The organism is Chryseobacterium paludis (assembly GCF_025403485.1).
In the GTDB taxonomy this organism is placed as follows: Bacteria; Bacteroidota; Bacteroidia; order Flavobacteriales; family Weeksellaceae; genus Chryseobacterium; species Chryseobacterium paludis.
Map to the genome: position 1 here is coordinate 1002978 of NZ_CP099966.1, position 16553 is coordinate 1019530.

A 16553-nucleotide genomic window follows, 5' to 3' on the forward strand; every position below is an offset into this window, starting at 1 on the left:
AACTCATATAAAAGGCTTCCATAATCGAAGCCTTTTTATTTATTCTAAAATCCATGCAGATGCTTTTTGTATCTCAGCATCGATATTTTTGTCAGTGGATGGAGTTATAAGGACGTCAGGCTCTATCTTTCCCATATATTTTTTTCCTGCTCTGTCCATTTCATAAGTTATTGCTAAGAGAAGGGTCTTTCCATCACTGAGTCTATAAGCCTGATTAGCACTCGTAAGCCCGGCAGAAGGTTGTCCAAAAGTCTTAACATTCTTTTTTCCTATAAACGAAATCGTTGTAGCTTCACCACTGCTAGCCGTACTTGGGCCTATTAAAATAGCAATTTTCTGATCTTGTTTTTTAAGCGTATAAGGTTTAGAAACTTTGACATTATAGCTTTTTCCATTTTTATAACTCCAATTACTTTTGCTTTTTCCATCTTTTGTAAAGTAACCCAGGGTACCTTCACCAGTCAAAGGTCCTAAGCCGGTGATCATCGGATACATATTTCCTCCTGTATTTGGTCTTAGATCAACAATCCATCCCTTGATTGTATTTTCAGAATCCAACGTTTCAATCATATGTTGAATTTTTTCTGCAAATGCATTACCTACTTCCTTATTTAAAGAAGAAAACCCAGGAACCATAACGTAACCGATGTTTTTATCCAACAATTTTGATTCAGGTTCAATCGGAGAACTCTTATTGCTTTTTTTCTCCTCAGAATATTCCTTATTATCAATGAAAGAGTGATTATCACCTGCATTGTTTAATGCTTTCATAATATATTGGATCGCTGGAGTAGTGTCATCCACTGTTTCCATTCCATTAGAAAGTTTTTGCAGATTTGCTTCCAATGTGTTCCAGTCTATTTTATCTTTAAAAATTGAATTTCTTTTTACAATACTTTTAAATTCATCAATATATTTTATAGCTGGTTTAGAGGCTGGTTTTCCAGAAAATGGAATCTCTGAAACTGAAAAATCATCAAACCAAACTTTTCCACCTCCCATTAAAAAGCCTCCTAGTACAAAGTAATTTGCCTGATCATCTAATATAAATTCTAAGAAATATTTTTTCCAATCTTCATTAGGACTTACTTTATGATTCTGTGTAACAGAATTTGCGAAATCAATCATGTTTTTTTTCTCATCACGAACCTGTGTCCAAAGTGCAATATTTCCTTGTACATTTTCTGATTTGATATAAGCACTGATTTCTATCTTTCTTAAGCCTTTTCCAGGAACAGGGACTTTCTGTGAAAAAGTTTGTAATTCATTGGCACTTTCTTTTTTACTTGAGATCTGTAATGAATTTGTACCAGAATGTTTAACTACATTATCTGCCTTCATCTCATAGAGATCAAGGATTTTATTGCTCCAGTCTGTGGGATAATTATTTTCAGTTTTTTCAAAACCTGGATTTAGTAATTGAGCCTGTATAAAGATTCCACCCAGTAAAATGGAAATGCTCACTATTGTTTTTTTCATGGTTTAATTTTAATATTTAAAAATAAAAAGAATAGACGGAATACAATAAGTGATTAAAAAATTAAGTGAGAAATAATCACTTGTTTCAATTGCCTACACTTTGTAAAAATACGTTGAGATCATCATCTTTCTCCAGTCCTAATTTCTGTTTAACTCTATAACGGCTCATTCGTACACTTTTAGGTTCAATATGCATGAGCTGTGAGATCTGCCGGGTATCCATTTTAAGATAGAGATAAGCACAAAGCTTCATATCTAAAAGGGTAAGTTTTTTTTGTGCTTTTTCATTGATGAGGTTAAAAAAGTCCGGGTGTATCTGCTGGATTTGTAGTTTAGCGCCTTCAAAATCATTATCCAGAACCATTTCTTCTCTTACGATCTTTTGCATATTTAATGAATTATCATCAGCCAGTTTATCTTTTATGGTATGCAACATACGGTTTTTATGTTCCAGTTGAAGGACATTGGCCATTGCCTCCTTTTGCAATTGCTGCTGTTGAGCTTCCAGTAATTGCTGTTCCGCTTTTAATCTCGCCTGTTCCTCTTTTTCTAACTTCATCTGCATTTCAGATTCCTGTTTTTCTAACTGCAGCTGCTTTTCACGCTCTAAAGACAGACGCAATTTAAAATGATATGACCGGAACATAAAGAGCAACCCCAGCAAGCAAGCTATCACAATGCAGACATATAAATAGTTTTGTATTTTACGACTTGCTTCTCTTTCTTTTAAAATTTTTACCTCATTGTTTTTCTTTTCAGTTTCAAATTGTATTTCCAGTTTTTGAGCATTCAGTGCCTGTTCCTGATTAAAATTCTTATTGCTGTACTCAGTTACTTCTTCCTGAAAGGCAATGGCTTTCTCAAAATTACCCTGCTTTTTATAAAAAATGGATAAGGATCGGGTGATATTGATTAGTGTGTAGTAATAGGGATGCTGATCAGCTTTCATAAGATTGTAGGCCTCTAATAAGTAGCTTTCCGTTAAACTAGTGTTGCCACTTCGTGATGCATATTCGCTCAATAAACCCAAACTGCTCGCTTTAACTTCTGAAGCATTGGGATTATTTTTTAAAATATTTCCAGCTGTTTGAGCATAATAAATGGCATTTTTTTCAGCATTTTTATCATTGACGGGGAAATATTTGAAGTAGACATTTGCAATGTTGATGCAAGTGATGGCATATGTATAATTGGATACCTGTGTTGGGTATTTAAGGTAGAGGGCTTCTGATTTTTTTAGATAAAATAATACACTGTCAAGTTCCTTTTTTTCTTTAGTGGCATTGTAGTTATATTCATGAGCTACTGATAATGCTGCATAAGAATTACTCAGTAGGTTGTAATCTTTTGTTTTTAATGCATTTTCGGTCGTTTTGAGAGCGTATTTATTAGCCTGTGGTACATTGTTCCAATTGGAATAAGCAGCATAAAGCTGGTAATACAGTTTTGCCGCAATATAAGGATCAGGTGACTTTTCCAGTTCTTTTAATCCCAGTTGACAAAACTTGATTTTTTTCTGTGGATCATCCATCGTTTTATATAAAAAAGCCTGTGCATAATATCCGTAAGCCATCGCCACAGGATTTTTAGCCTGTTGAGCGTATACCAAGGCTGAATCACTGGTTTGCTTCAAAGAGGTCAACTGCTTGTTATTAGCTTTTATAACAGTAATAAGTGTATAAGCTTTTGTAGCTTCAATGTAATTTTTGTAATGCAAAGCTATACGGGCACTTTGTCTCGCGTTACTTTCTGCAGCAGAATAATTTCTGTTTATCCGGTAAACTTCTGCAAGCCGGTTCAATAAAACAGGTTTTTCTTTTTCAGGGAGGTCAGTATTATTGATGGCCAACTGCAGGCTGTCAAGATATATATTTTGCGCAAAACTGTTTAAGCCTACGCATAAACACATAAATAAAAACAATTGATAGCGGACAGGTTTCATATCCCTAAAATTAAGACAAATTGTTAATTCCACACATAAAAGTCAATAAATATAGTGGTTTGTGGTTTGTTGTAATATGTTGTAAATCAGATTTGTTTAATTTCTGTAGACACATTGTAGACGCAGTCTTCCTAATGAGTAGATGCTTTGTAGAATAGTAAAATTTGGAAATTGTCAGCTATTGAATGAATATTTGTAACAGTAATAATGCTAACAATTAATCATCAAATTATGAATAACAAGACCTTATCTATCATTTCCTATATTACTCCTTTTGGCTGGATCATAGCTTATCTTATAGGAAAAGACAACGCAGATTCTCTGCTTAAATATCATTTAAGACAGTCATTGGGACTTATGATCATTAGTATCCTCTTTAATATTGTAATGCGAATCCTTGTTTCTATATCACCAGCATTAGGTTTTTTGGGAATTGTAGGACTTCTGATTATGATATTCTGGATATTAGGAATTATTAATGCGGCTAATAATGCTGAAAAACCAGTTCCCGTATTTGGAAAAATGTTCGAGGATAAATTTGCTTTTATCGGTTAATCCATCGTAAAGAACAACTGAGATGAACGATTACAAATATTTCACACAGGAAGGCAGTAGATTTCATTTGAAAACTAAAATGTCAACTGCTGTCTTACGGGTGTTTGCATGTCTGGCTATAGGTGTCGCTTTATATTGTATTATTCCGCCAGAAAAAAAGATCGGATTATGGGCTGCTCTCTTATTTGTATTTTTCGCTCTTGTCAATCTATTAAAAACAACAAAGCGGTTAGTGATAGACACACAGTCTAAGACAATAACTCATAAAAACAACATCATTAGTGGTGAGGCTATTTATCGTTTTGAAGACTTTGTACAATTTTATGTACTGACAGGAAAATATCTTTTTATTACCCTGGACAGCACTGCTTTCTTCATATTCGACCAAGATGGTAAAGAAAAAAGAGTTCCAATTATTGTAGGATTATTCAGCTCAAAAACAGCACAGAATGCCATTAATGAAATTAGTGACATTATGAATATTGAAGAGAAATAACAGGACACTGCAATGAATAAATATCAATTGGAAATAACATCTACAGAGCTGATTATAAGGCCTTATTTCGGATACTTACCCAAGATAAGAATATTCACTTTTTTATCGGTTATCATCTTTTGTTTTGTTCCGTTTTTTACTCAATTGGATTACAATATAAGGTATATTTTATATGGTATCGGTGGGATAATGCTCTTTTACGCGATATATGATTTTATTTTCCGGGGCAGTGTTAAATTCCTGTTTGATAAAAAAACAAATAGCATTTACAAGATCTATATATTATCAATAAGAAAAAGGTTAATGGCATTGGATGAAATGACCATTATCAACACAGCAGAATATGGAGAAATGGCCTATGCTATAGGCAAAAAGAAAAAACAGTTTATAAAGAATTATCCAATTAGCGATACTTTTTCAGGAGGTAAGAAAAGCACTGCAAGAGAAACGGAATATATAGAAAACATATTAAATCCTATCCTTGAATTTGTAAATAAGAAGTAACTTTAAGATGAAATAAGATCCACCAATCACCAAATAAAAAAATATGAAAAAAGGCTTTGCTATATTCTGGATGCTTTACATGCTGTTTTTTGCAATTCCATTTCCTATGCTTTTGTATTATAACATCAAAAGTGATGATCCGCCTTCACTCACAGATACAAATCCATGGCTTGTGTTAGGCATTCTAACATTATCTGTCATATTGTGGATCATCATTCTGATTGGGTATTTTCGTAAATGGGTATTATCTAATTTTATAGCCAAAAGAAATATTGATTATTTAAATAGAAATGGAGTTCCGAGAAAAGCTGACATAATCGAAGCCGTAAAAATTTCTAAAGATAATGCTAAATACAATTCTTATGAACTTCGACTTTTATTTAAAAATCTAGTTGATACCGATATTATACAAAAAGCAGCTGTAAATGACTCTAAACCTCAGCAGCGTCGTTTCGAAACAGGTAAAAAAGTAGATATTCTTATTGATAAGGAAATGAAAAAAGTACCTTATTTTATTTTTGCAGGAACAGTAGCGACCATAAATATACTTGTTGTCTTTCTTATCATTTTGGGTTGGTTAACATTGGTTGCACTTATTGCAGGCTATTATATCTATTCTTATCAAACAGAAAATGCAGGGATGGGTTGGCGTTTTATAGTCTTCTGGCATCCTTTGATTCTTTGTCCTGCGATACTTTTATTGTATAGAGTAGGGTTGCCTTCTATTTTTAGATTATTTGAGGGTGGTAAGAAAGGTGAAGCTGAACTGATTAAATTTAAAGGACTAAAAACGACTGCAAAGCTGCTCAGTGCTAATCAGACCGGAACTTATATCAATGCACAGCCTATGGTTTTGTTTAAACTTGAATTTGTTGATTATCAGAATAAAACAAGAAGAACGGAATTAAAAAGAATTGTAAATCTCCTTGATCTGGGCAGTTTGAAACAGGAGACTATGGAGATCTTTTACTTAAAGGAAAATCCGGACCGTATCGCATTTGCTGCAGATTTAGAAGAAATAAGCTAACACCATGAAAAAATCAATTATTATAGTTATCAGCAGTATTTTTTTAACAAGCTGTGAGCAGATTTCCAAAAGTATTAAAGACACACTTAAGCCTGTGGCTGATACCACGGCGGTCAATGCAAAAAAAGAGGAATTACCTCCTCCAAGTCCATTTGATCCAGCTGTAGAAAAGCAGATTCAGGATGCTCAGCAACTTGTGACAACGATACTTGAAAAACATACAACAACCCATGTACAAAGACGCCAAGAAGGTAAAAACACTGATTTTCTGACCAATGAAATAGAATTAAATAAAGCTGAGGAAGCCCTAAGAAAGCTTCCTCAGTACATGGGAAAAGAAATTTTTATTTATTCATTGGTTTATTTTTATGATGATGGCAATATTCATGTTATGCTTCAACATCCAAAGAATCCTGAATATGTAGATAATTATGATTATAAAAATGGTATTTGGTCTCAGCCAAAACCTGAGCAGCTGTCTGTAAAAGATGATATTAAAAGCAGATTGGTTCCTTTACAAAAAGTAAGTTTTAGGAACATAGCGAAAGCTGCAGCGATTTATAATGATAAGGTATCGCAGATTGAAGGAGCAAAACCAGTAACCAATATTTATATTTCGGTTTGGAATAATAAGCTGAGATGGTATCCTACAACCATTAACGGAAGTAGAGAACGGTATTCGATTGAATTGACAGAAAATGGATCTTTAAAGAAATTTGAGCGGGAGTAGTCGTATTTAAACAAAAGAATCCGCTCTTTAGAAGCGGATCCAGTAGATAAATACATCTCATTTTTTTAATTAGACAACAATAAAAAGCACAGCCGACAATGCTGTGCTTAAATTTTTATTTCAAATTTAATTGCAATTTCAAAGCTGAAAAAAGCAAAAAATGATTTCATTTCAGTTGTATTACATAGTAAATGTAGGAATATTTTTAATACGAAACATGAATTAAATGTTAAAATTCACAAGTTATCCACATTTTTTTGTGGATAAGTCTGTATTTAATTTTCTTCAAGGTATTTATCAATGAAATTGTTCAGTGTTTTTCTTTCTTCTGCATTACCTTTATCATCCATTTTTCCGTGATTAATACTGGTGTTTTGTACAATGATATTGTATCTTTTTTGTTCTTCTATGGTAGGTAATACTTTTTCATCAGCAGGGTAATCATTTGAGCGCAAAGTATAGATCTTAGGATGAAAAGCTCTGGGAAGGTACATTCTTCTATTGTCCATGGTAATAATTTTATAGACCAAATCAGGATATTTATTTCCAAACAATGCGACCATATCACCACCATTAGAGTGACCCATTAAGGTTAAATGCTTATAATCGAGGTTAGGGTTGCTTTTTTTAAGTTCATTCAAGACAAACAGAATATTCTCAGTTCCTCTTTCCCAGAATGGCATTCGTACTTTCTGTGGCTTGCCATCCGTCGGAATCAATGGGTCAGTTGGAAGTTCATGTTGAATACTTACCACAAAATATCCTTTTGAAGCCAGCTGATTAGTCAGATATGAATATTTTAGATAATCCCCACCCTGATTGGCACCATATCCATGATTGAAAATAATAACCTCCTGATTTGAGATCTTCTTTTTGTTTTTAGGTTTGTAGAAAGCAACGGGAATCAAACGGTCTCTATTTTTGTCATACATCTTTAAAGTATCAAGTTGTACGTCATAAGGACCTTTCAAATCAATGATCTTTTTTGAAGAACAATTGATTAAAAATAGAATAACTGGAAGCAAGAAAAATAATTTGTATTTCATGGTACTATTAAAAGAATGCAAAGATGGTTGTTTATTTCAATTATTCTGTTTAAGATATTATTTCAAAGAATAAAAGAAAGATTTCAATTCATCTGCAAAAGCCTGTGGTATTTCTAAAGCAGCAAAATGGCCGCCCTTATCTAATTTGTTGAAACGTACTACATTTACAAATCTTTCCGCCCATTCACGGGGAAATTGTGCTTCACGAGGAAGAACAACAACTCCTGCAGGAACATTGCTTTTTTGTAAAGGTTGGGAACCTCCCCATTGTGCAATAGCATCAGCTTTATACATTCTCATGGATGAGCCTATTGTCTGAGTAATCCAATAGATCATAATATTGGTAAGAAGTTCATCTTTTCCACCAAATGCTGTTTCAATTAATTCGGGTGGAGCCCCCGCATTTCCAAAACTAATGATCCATGATGCCAATCCAATAGGAGAGTCGTTAAGTGCATAGGCCAAAGATTGAGGTTTGGTAGAATGAACCATTGCATAAGCACCCTCACTATACCACCATTGCTGAACAAACTGAGCAAATTGTTGCTCTTCTTCAGTCATGCTGTTGGGATCTTCCTGTCCCATGGGATAACCCAAATCAGTGAAATGGACAGCCGCAACAACATCCGGATCTTTAGAAGCCAAAGCTTTGGTAACACCCATGCCCACATCACCACCTGCGGCAAAAAACGTTTTATAACCTAATATTTCGGTCATGAGCTTTCTCCATAAGCCTGCAACATCTTCACTGCTAACAGCTGTTTGATCAGAAAATCCAAATCCAGGAATAGAAGGGATAATGAGATCAAAGCTTTGTTCCCCTTCAGTAAGCAATGGAATGATCTTGTGGAAGCGATAATAGCTATCTGGCCAGCCGTGAGTTAATAACAACGGCTTTGAGTTGCTGCTTTTACCTTTTATATGTTGGAAATGAATTTGTATCCCATCAATCTCTACCATATACTGTGGATATTGATTCAGCTGTTGTTCATACTTCTTCCAGTCATATCTATTCATCCAGTAATCAGCAAGTTCTTTTAAGTATTTTTCACTGGTACCAAAATGCCAGCCGGAACCTTCAGCCTCTCCAGGCCAGCGGGTATTTTGAATGCGGTTTTTCAGATCATCGAGAACAGTTTGTGAAATGTTTACGGTAAATGGTTTCATAATATTTTGAATTTGGTTTAAAAGCAACGATTTAGTAATAAATTATGATTTGTTTTACTTCATGAATTGAGGTAACAGGCTGCATGACAATTGATAACAAATATAATGTAATTCTTTATTCGTTGAATAAATTTAATGAAAATTCAGATTGAATTTATTCACCATGTTGTTTTAAAATAAAAGATTACATTTGCTTCATTAATATCTCTTTATAAATAGCACACCCATTCAAGCGCCATTCGAAGCTTGGTACTTAAGGTTCAAAATTCCTGAACCCATTATTATTTATTTTTTAAACTAAAGACAAATTATCTATTTAAGAATTTGTGCTTTTAGTCTATTTATAACAATAAAGAGAACATTATGAAAACAAATACAATTGCCGTAATCGGTGGAACCGGAAAATCGGGAAAATATCTTGTGCAATATCTTTTAGAAAAAGGATACAAGATGAAATTATTATTAAGAACTCCAGAAAATTTTAAACTTGAACATCCTTTAATTGAAATCGTGAAAGGAGATGCAAGAGATTATCACTCAGTCAATACCTTGATTAAAGATTGTAGTGTTGTAATGAGTACTTTGAGTCAACCTGTGGGAGAAGAATCTATATTTAGTGATGCCGCAGAGAATATTACCAGATCAATGGCCTTGCATGGAATTAAAAGATATATCGTAATAGCGGGTTTGAATGTAGATACTCCTTTTGATAAGAAAAGCATTAAGGTGAAACAGGCAACAGAATGGATGTATCAAAACTATCCAAAAACCACAAAAGACAGACAGGCAGAGTATGAGATTCTTACAAAGACCAATCTGGATTGGACTTTAATAAGACTTCCTTTAATTATTCAAACTTCTGAAAGTTTTAAAACCGAGACAAATCTTGAAGATTGTAAAGGAGAGAACATAAGTGCTACAGATTTAGCGGAGTTTTTAACTTCTCAAATTGATGACAGAACTTACATTAAACAAAGTCCCTTTTTGTATAATTTATCTTAAACCAAGAATGGTTTAAACTATTGTTAAAAAAATAGAGAGTCAATTTGACTCTCTATTTATATTTAACTCTCCAGCTTTTCTTTAATATATTTTGCTGTGTGAGATTTTTTATCTTTTGCTAATTCCTCAGGTGTTCCTGCAAAAACTATTTCACCACCATATTTTCCTGCTTCGGGACCAATATCAATAACATGATCCGCAGATTTAATGATATCAGGTTGGTGTTCAATAACAATCACAGAATGTCCAAGATCGATCAGCGCCTGAAGGGACTTCAGTAATTTCTGAATGTCATGGAAATGAAGACCTGTTGAAGGTTCATCGAAAATAAACAGGGTTTTATCTGTTGTTACTCCTTTTACTAAGAATGAGGCCAGTTTTACACGTTGTGCTTCACCTCCTGAAAGAGTAGATGAACTTTGTCCAAGCTGCAAATATCCCAAACCAACATCCTGTAAAGGTCTTAGTTTTGTAACGATCTTTTCTTCATGATTCTCTTTGAAAAATTCAAGAGCTTCATCCACTGTCATATGAAGGATATCAGAAATATTTTTCTCATCAAATTTTACTTCAAGAATTTCATTTTTGAAACGTGTTCCTTTACAGGTTTCACATTCCAATTCGATATCTGCCATAAACTGCATGGAAACATTGATCACTCCCTCTCCCTTACATTCGTCACATCTTCCACCATCTACATTGAAAGAGAAATGTTTTGGTTTATAACCCATCATTTTAGACATCTTCTGTTTAGCAAACAGATCCCTGATGTCATCATAAGCTTTAAGATAAGTAACAGGGTTTGAACGCGAAGATTTTCCAATTGGATTCTGATCGATCAGCTCTATATTTTTAATGAGTTTTTTAGGGAATTCTACAGAATCATAATCTCCTTTTTTACCACCCATTCCTAATTGTATCTGGATGTCATTCGTAAGGATTTCTTTCATTAAAGTAGATTTACCACTTCCTGAAACTCCCGAAATAACAACCAGACTTTCCAATGGAACATCTACATCAATGTTTTTCAGATTATTCTGTCTTGCCCCTTTAATATAAATCCATTCTTTAGCCTTTCTTCTTTTTTCAGGAACCTTAATTTCCAATTTTCCTGTTAAGTATTTAGAGGTTAAAGTATCAGCATTCTTCAATTCTTTATAATCTCCTGCAAAAACCAACTCACCACCCAGATAGCCGGCTTCAGGGCCTATATCAATAATATAATCTGCAGCCCTCATCACATCTTCATCATGTTCAACAACGATAACGGTATTGCCCAGATCTCGAAGATTTTTTAAAACTCCAATTAAATTTTCTGTATCTCTGGAGTGTAGTCCTATAGAAGGTTCATCCAGAATATAAATAGAACCCACCAATGAGCTTCCTAAACTGGTTGCCAGGTTAATTCTCTGACTTTCACCTCCTGAAAGGGTATTTGAAGTCCTGTTTATCGTTAAATATCCTAATCCTACTTTTAATAAAAAATCCAAACGGGTCGTAATTTCATACAAAAGCCTTTTGGCAATATCATGATCGTGATCTGAAATTTTTAAACTATTGATTAAAGGGGAAAGTTCATCTAAAGGTAATTCAATAGTAGACTGAATGTTGTGTCCGTCAATTTTTACCCAACTCGTTTCCTCACGAAGTCGTAATCCTTCGCAGGTTGGACAAAGGGTTTTTCCACGGTAACGCGAAAGCATAACACGGTATTGAATTTTATATAAATTCTCCTCAAGCATCTTGAAGAAATTATTGATCGATGGGAAACTGCTGCTGCCATCTCCTTTCCATAAATAATTCTTCTGTTCCTTGGTTAGTTGATGGTAGGGTTTATGAATAGGGAATTCACCAGCTTTTTTTATAAATGCTTTTTTCCATTCACTCATTGTTTCACCTCTCCAGGAAACCACTGCATCCTCATAAATGGAAAGTGTTTTATTTGGAATCACAAGATCCTCGTCAATTCCAATTACTTTTCCATACCCTTCACAGGTAGGACAAGCACCATAAGGATTATTAAAGCTGAAAAAATGAACATTGGGTTCCAGAAACTCAATCCCGTCCAATTCAAATTTATTGGAAAACTCTTTAGCTGCTCCTGTTTCTATATTTTTAAGAGAGCAATATCCCCGGCCTTCATAAAAAGCCATCTGTATAGAGTCTGCTAATCTTTGAAGAAAACTTTCATCTTCCTCATAAGCGAAACGGTCAATAACAAGGTTGATAACCATTCCTTTTTCAGGAGTAAATCCAAAACTTTCAAGATCTTCAATTCCGGCAACATTGTCATTGATCTCAAGTCTTGTAAAACCAGCCAGTTTTAAGACATTTAAGTTTTCAGTGAAATTGTCTGTATCATATTCCAAAGGAGCTGTTAAAAGAAAAGACGTATCTTTTTTCGATGCTTTAATATAATCTACTACATCAGTCACTGAATCTTTTTTTACCTCTTCACCAGAAACCGGAGAGTAGGTCTTTCCAATTCGGGCAAATAGAAGCTTCATGTAATCATAGATCTCCGTGGAAGTTCCAACCGTAGAACGGGGATTGGAAGAAATTACTTTTTGTTGGATAGCAATAGAAGGAGCCAATCCTTTAATATCATCCACTTTTGGTTTCTCCAGTTTACCTAAAAACTGTCGTGCATATGAGCTTAAACTCTCAACATAACGTCTTTGTCCCTCCGCATAAATGGTGTCAAAAGCTAAAGAAGATTTTCCACTTCCCGATACTCCGGTAATGACAATCAGTTTATTCTTGGGGATTAATACATCGATGTTTTTCAGGTTGTTAAGGTGTGCGTTTTTAACAAATACCTGTTTTTTTATATCTATTTCTGTAATTGATGCCATAGTAAAATTAAGACCAACAAAAATACGAATTTTTGGTGGATTTTTCTTCTATAATTATTCCCATTGCCATTCAAAAAATCTATTAAACAGACTGTTAATATTTTCGTAATTAAATATCAAATCAGGATGGGATTAAAATACAAATGCTATTATGTTCATTAATAAAAAAAATATATTGATTTTTTCAATAATCCAGCAACCTCATTTATTTTCAAATGACTTTTATTAAACAAGGTGTTTTAATTACCTCTCATTTTTATCAGTTAATAAGGGATATATGGGTTTAAAAAATTAAACATCTGTAAGCGAAATATTTAGTTAGTAGTTTAAAGTTTTTTATTTTGAATAAATTTTATGATTTTTTATGTTTTTTTAAGTTAAGCTATTGTTTTGTGTTTCAAAATTATTTAAAATTGCACCTATAAATATGTAATAAAGCGATGGTAAAATTATTCAGAGACCTTGTTACACATTTAATGAGAAAAAGATAATTCCCCCACACAAGATGCAGCATCCACTGCATCTTTATTTTTTATAAATACCAAATCTCATTTTTATTGATGCGCTGGCAACATCTATGATAATAATCATTTGTGAGTGTTGTCTAAGTCATCTATTTTTGGAAATCTTAAAAAAATCTTAAAAATTAAAGTATATGATGAAAAAGCTGGGCGTTGTATTTTTTCTTGGTCTGATAGTAATAACTGAAGCGCAGGAAAAAACTACAGATATAGAAACTGTTGAATTTCAAGGTAAATTTATTTCAACTCCATATAAAAATGCCAATCAGAATATCACTGTTATTTCAAAAGAAGAGATTGCCAATTCTCCTGCGAAAAGTATTGATGAAATCCTTCAACAGGTTCCCGGAATGGATATCAGAAGGAGAGGAGCAAATGGCGTTCAGAGTGATGTCGCTTTTCGGGGAAGTTCATCCGAACAGGTTCTTCTTCTATTAAATGGGATTAGAATGAATGATTCGCAAACGGGGCACAATTCTCTTAATATTCCTATAGATCTTGAAGATGTTGAAAGAATCGAAATAGTCAAAGGTCCTGCTGCCAGGAGATTTGGGCAGAATGCTTATGCAGGAGTCATTAATATCATTACCAAAACAAATCCTGGAAAAAGAGTAAAGATAAGCGCTGAAGGTGGGGATTATGAAACCTATGGATTTGGACTGAATGCTCAATTGGGAAATGAAAAATTTTCTAATTCTTTACAGGCCAATTCTGCAACCTCCCAAGGTTTCATGCATAACACTGATTATGAAATACGGAATGTTTTTTATCAAAGCAGATTAGCTATTAAGAATGGTGACTTAAGGCTACAGGCCGGTATTTCAGAAAAGAAATTTGGGGCTAATGGATTTTATGCTTCTCCAAAAGCAACTGAACAATATGAGGAGCTTCAGGCCTCCGTGATTAGTTTAGCTCACCAACAATCCTTCGGAAAATTAAAATTAAATTCTAATGTGTACTGGAGACGAGGTCAGGATATGTATTTATATGACAGGCAAAAACCTGATGGATACAGAAATATGCACATTGGAAACAATGTAGGAGGGCAAGTCAACTCAAGCTATTCATGGGGATTGGGAATAACTGGTGTTGGAATTGAGTTAAGAAAAGAACTTTTGGCAAGTAATAATTTAGGAAATAGAAACCGTTTTGTTTCCCAGATTTTCTTTGAACATAATTTTTCATTATTAGATAAAAAACTGAATATTACACCAGGAATTTCATGGGGAAATTATTCCAAGGAAGGGAATTTCTTTTATCCGGGATTAGATGTAGGTTATAACTTTAATCCAAATAACAAGATCTATGGTAATATTGCCAAAGTTCATAGAGTTCCTACCTTCACAGATCTTTATTATATAAGCCCAACGGAGCAGGGAAACCCTGATTTGCTCCCTGAAAATGCAGTATCTACAGAAATAGGATATCAATATCAGAATAAAGGTTTATTAGCTAAGATCAGTGGTTTTATGCGTAATTCAAATAATTCGATTGACTGGGTGAAAAAATCACTGACAGATCCTGTTTGGTATGCTCAGAATGTTGGAAAGATAAATACAAAAGGTATTGAAGCTGAAGTTAATCACAGATTGTCAGATTGGCTGAAATACAGTGTCGGATATACGTATCTGGATACCAAAGTTAAAGAATCCAATGATTTTGTTTCAAGGTATGTTCTGGATAATTTAAAGCATCAGTTCATAGCAAAACTGGAAACAAGTTTCTTGCAATGTTTCACCAATGAACTGGTTTACCGATATAATGACAGGTTAAATCTTGGAAGTTATAATCTATTGGATGAGAAGATCAGTTTTGTGAAAAATGATTTTTCTGTCTATGTTTTGATTAATAATATTACGAATACGAAATATACAGAAACATTTGGTGTTCAAATGCCTAACAGGTGGTTTCATATTGGTTTTACGTACAATATTAATATTAAGTAAACTTAATATTAAGGGGTGGTTAATTAATTTTACTTTTGCAGAAATTTTTTTCATGAAACTTTTTTTAGGTTTAAGCTTACTTTTTAGTATTACTTTTTTTAAAGCTCAAGAGCATGTTTCAAGCTTCAATGCAGTGACTCTTACCTATAAATTTCATCCCAAATTTTTCCTGTATGCTGAAGGGCAGCTCCGTGGTAATCAAGAATACTCGTATCCTGATTATTATGAAATAAAAGGTGGGGTAGGATATAATCTTACAAAAAATCATAAACCATTTGTTGGTCTGGGGAGATATGTGAATTATAAAGATCATAGTCTGAGTAAAGAAGAATTCAGAGTATGGCTTCAGGATGTCATTGATATCAAAAAAGGTATTGTAAAGTTTGAAAATCGTTTTCGTGTAGAAAAGAGCTGGTTTTATGAGCCTCAAACAGATAATAGTTCCCAAAGGATGCGTTACCGTTACCGGTTGAATGTAAGTGTCCCATTAAATGCTAAAACCATACAGAAAGGAACCGTTTTCGCCAATGCTTACGATGAAGTATTTTTAGTGAGCCCCATAAAACCTACCTTCGCAAGAAATAGAGTATACGGTGGTTTCGGATACCAGGTCGATGAATACTTTGGGGTTCTCTGTGGTTATTTGTGGCAAAGGGAATTTGAAGCTTCAGGAAACAGGAATTTACACTTTATTTATTTAGCATTAAATATCAATATCGATGGTACAGATCATCATACCAAAACATTTGATTTCCCTGGAGCAGATTAATATTTCTCAATCAGATAATGATAGGCTTTAAGGTATTTATTGAATCTTTTGATATCCTTAGGAGTCAGTTCTCTGTTTACCCTGCGTAAATCCATATTATCGCGAAGATCATTTAATTTTACTGCTACTGCAAGAGGGGATCTTTCTGTTCTTTTTACAAAATCATCGTAATCCTCTTCGGGATCAAATTTTGTAAGACAGCTTACAGCAAACAGAACATACTCAGGAAAGCCTTCGTTACGTAGAAAATCAAGACTAAATTCTGAAGGATGATCTTCTACAACATCATGCAATGCCCCTACAATTTTTTCATCCAGAGTTTTACCATATTCCATAACACGCATTACGTGAGCAATGTATGGAGCGTGGTATTTATCAGTCTGACCTTTATGTGCTTTATCAGCTATCTTTATGGCTCTATGTAAAAGTTCTTCTTTAGTCATTTTTTCTTGAAAAGATTCGTACAAAAATAGAAAATGCCTTACATAAATAAGACATTTTCTAAAATTTATTT

Annotated in this window: 14 protein-coding genes; 8 read left to right on the top strand and 6 right to left on the bottom strand. The window is 33.7% G+C overall.

Annotation, left to right across the window (positions count from 1 at the left end; genetic code table 11):
• Positions 1-39 precede the first annotated feature (39 nt).
• Positions 40-1479 carry a S41 family peptidase gene (locus NG806_RS04185; RefSeq protein ID WP_261512079.1) on the bottom strand — a complete coding sequence of 480 codons (1440 nt, stop codon included), beginning with the start codon at positions 1477-1479 and terminating at the stop codon, positions 40-42.
• A gap of 85 nt (positions 1480-1564) precedes the next feature.
• Positions 1565-3421: a helix-turn-helix transcriptional regulator gene (locus NG806_RS04190; RefSeq protein ID WP_261512080.1), complete on the bottom strand. Its 1857-nt coding sequence runs from the start codon at positions 3419-3421 to the stop codon at positions 1565-1567.
• 231 nt (positions 3422-3652) lie between these two features.
• Here NG806_RS04190 and NG806_RS04195 point away from each other — a divergent pair, with 231 nt between their 5' ends.
• From NG806_RS04195 to NG806_RS04215, 5 genes are read left to right on the top strand one after another with little or no spacing between them, the layout of a single operon-like run.
• On the top strand, positions 3653-3976 hold the full coding sequence (locus tag NG806_RS04195) for a DUF4870 domain-containing protein (RefSeq protein ID WP_261512082.1): 324 nt from the start codon (positions 3653-3655) through the stop codon (positions 3974-3976).
• Positions 3977-3998: 22 nt separating this feature from the next.
• Positions 3999-4472: a hypothetical protein gene (locus NG806_RS04200; protein WP_261512083.1), complete on the top strand. Its 474-nt coding sequence runs from the start codon at positions 3999-4001 to the stop codon at positions 4470-4472.
• A 12-nt stretch (positions 4473-4484) separates the two neighbouring features.
• On the top strand, positions 4485-4976 hold the full coding sequence (locus NG806_RS04205; RefSeq protein ID WP_261512084.1) for a hypothetical protein: 492 nt from the start codon (positions 4485-4487) through the stop codon (positions 4974-4976).
• Positions 4977-5019: 43 nt separating this feature from the next.
• Complete coding sequence (locus tag NG806_RS04210) at positions 5020-6003, top strand: hypothetical protein (RefSeq protein ID WP_261512085.1); 984 nt, start codon at positions 5020-5022, stop codon at positions 6001-6003.
• Between the two features lie 4 nt (positions 6004-6007).
• Complete coding sequence (locus tag NG806_RS04215; RefSeq protein WP_261512086.1) at positions 6008-6733, top strand: hypothetical protein; 726 nt, start codon at positions 6008-6010, stop codon at positions 6731-6733.
• Between the two features lie 275 nt (positions 6734-7008).
• On the opposite strand, the gene NG806_RS04220 is transcribed toward NG806_RS04215, so the two are convergent.
• Both NG806_RS04220 and NG806_RS04225 read right to left on the bottom strand, forming a co-directional pair.
• Positions 7009-7779, bottom strand: coding sequence for an alpha/beta hydrolase (locus NG806_RS04220; RefSeq protein ID WP_214825391.1), 771 nt, complete (start codon positions 7777-7779; stop codon positions 7009-7011).
• A 57-nt stretch (positions 7780-7836) separates the two neighbouring features.
• Entirely contained in the window at positions 7837-8946 is a 1110-nt protein-coding gene (locus NG806_RS04225; RefSeq protein ID WP_261512087.1) for an epoxide hydrolase family protein, read from the bottom strand.
• Between the two features lie 363 nt (positions 8947-9309).
• Between NG806_RS04225 and NG806_RS04230 the strand changes: the two genes are divergently transcribed.
• Positions 9310-9948, top strand: coding sequence for an NAD(P)-dependent oxidoreductase (locus tag NG806_RS04230; protein WP_214825384.1), 639 nt, complete (start codon positions 9310-9312; stop codon positions 9946-9948).
• A 62-nt stretch (positions 9949-10010) separates the two neighbouring features.
• Here the strand turns inward: NG806_RS04230 and uvrA are convergent, their stop codons facing one another.
• Positions 10011-12803, bottom strand: a complete 2793-nt coding sequence (gene uvrA / locus NG806_RS04235; protein WP_261512088.1) for an excinuclease ABC subunit UvrA — start codon at positions 12801-12803, stop codon at positions 10011-10013.
• A gap of 655 nt (positions 12804-13458) precedes the next feature.
• Between uvrA and NG806_RS04240 the strand changes: the two genes are divergently transcribed.
• The gene (locus NG806_RS04240) at positions 13459-15270 is read left to right on the top strand and encodes a TonB-dependent receptor plug domain-containing protein (RefSeq protein WP_261512089.1); all 1812 of its coding nucleotides are present in this window, start codon (positions 13459-13461) and stop codon (positions 15268-15270) included.
• Between the two features lie 52 nt (positions 15271-15322).
• A complete protein-coding gene (locus NG806_RS04245; protein ID WP_261512090.1) occupies positions 15323-16039 on the top strand; it encodes a DUF2490 domain-containing protein in 717 nt (238 codons plus the stop codon).
• Here NG806_RS04245 and NG806_RS04250 read toward each other — a convergent pair.
• A complete protein-coding gene (locus NG806_RS04250; RefSeq protein ID WP_214825373.1) occupies positions 16036-16482 on the bottom strand; it encodes a phosphohydrolase in 447 nt (148 codons plus the stop codon). The genes NG806_RS04245 and NG806_RS04250 overlap by 4 nt on opposite strands.
• Between the last annotated feature and the right edge of the window lie 71 nt (positions 16483-16553).

What these genes read in the sequence shown, in the direction of transcription:
- NG806_RS04185 (WP_261512079.1), bottom strand. Translation starts at nt 1,479, where the DNA reads ATGAAAAAAACAATAGTGAGCATTTCCATTTTACTGGGTGGAATCTTT.
- NG806_RS04190 (WP_261512080.1), bottom strand. Translation starts at nt 3,421, where the DNA reads ATGAAACCTGTCCGCTATCAATTGTTTTTATTTATGTGTTTATGCGTA.
- NG806_RS04195 (WP_261512082.1), top strand. Translation starts at nt 3,653, where the DNA reads ATGAATAACAAGACCTTATCTATCATTTCCTATATTACTCCTTTTGGC.
- NG806_RS04200 (WP_261512083.1), top strand. Translation starts at nt 3,999, where the DNA reads ATGAACGATTACAAATATTTCACACAGGAAGGCAGTAGATTTCATTTG.
- NG806_RS04205 (WP_261512084.1), top strand. Translation starts at nt 4,485, where the DNA reads ATGAATAAATATCAATTGGAAATAACATCTACAGAGCTGATTATAAGG.
- NG806_RS04210 (WP_261512085.1), top strand. Translation starts at nt 5,020, where the DNA reads ATGAAAAAAGGCTTTGCTATATTCTGGATGCTTTACATGCTGTTTTTT.
- NG806_RS04215 (WP_261512086.1), top strand. Translation starts at nt 6,008, where the DNA reads ATGAAAAAATCAATTATTATAGTTATCAGCAGTATTTTTTTAACAAGC.
- NG806_RS04220 (WP_214825391.1), bottom strand. Translation starts at nt 7,779, where the DNA reads ATGAAATACAAATTATTTTTCTTGCTTCCAGTTATTCTATTTTTAATC.
- NG806_RS04225 (WP_261512087.1), bottom strand. Translation starts at nt 8,946, where the DNA reads ATGAAACCATTTACCGTAAACATTTCACAAACTGTTCTCGATGATCTG.
- NG806_RS04230 (WP_214825384.1), top strand. Translation starts at nt 9,310, where the DNA reads ATGAAAACAAATACAATTGCCGTAATCGGTGGAACCGGAAAATCGGGA.
- uvrA (WP_261512088.1), bottom strand. Translation starts at nt 12,803, where the DNA reads ATGGCATCAATTACAGAAATAGATATAAAAAAACAGGTATTTGTTAAA.
- NG806_RS04240 (WP_261512089.1), top strand. Translation starts at nt 13,459, where the DNA reads ATGATGAAAAAGCTGGGCGTTGTATTTTTTCTTGGTCTGATAGTAATA.
- NG806_RS04245 (WP_261512090.1), top strand. Translation starts at nt 15,323, where the DNA reads ATGAAACTTTTTTTAGGTTTAAGCTTACTTTTTAGTATTACTTTTTTT.
- NG806_RS04250 (WP_214825373.1), bottom strand. Translation starts at nt 16,482, where the DNA reads ATGACTAAAGAAGAACTTTTACATAGAGCCATAAAGATAGCTGATAAA.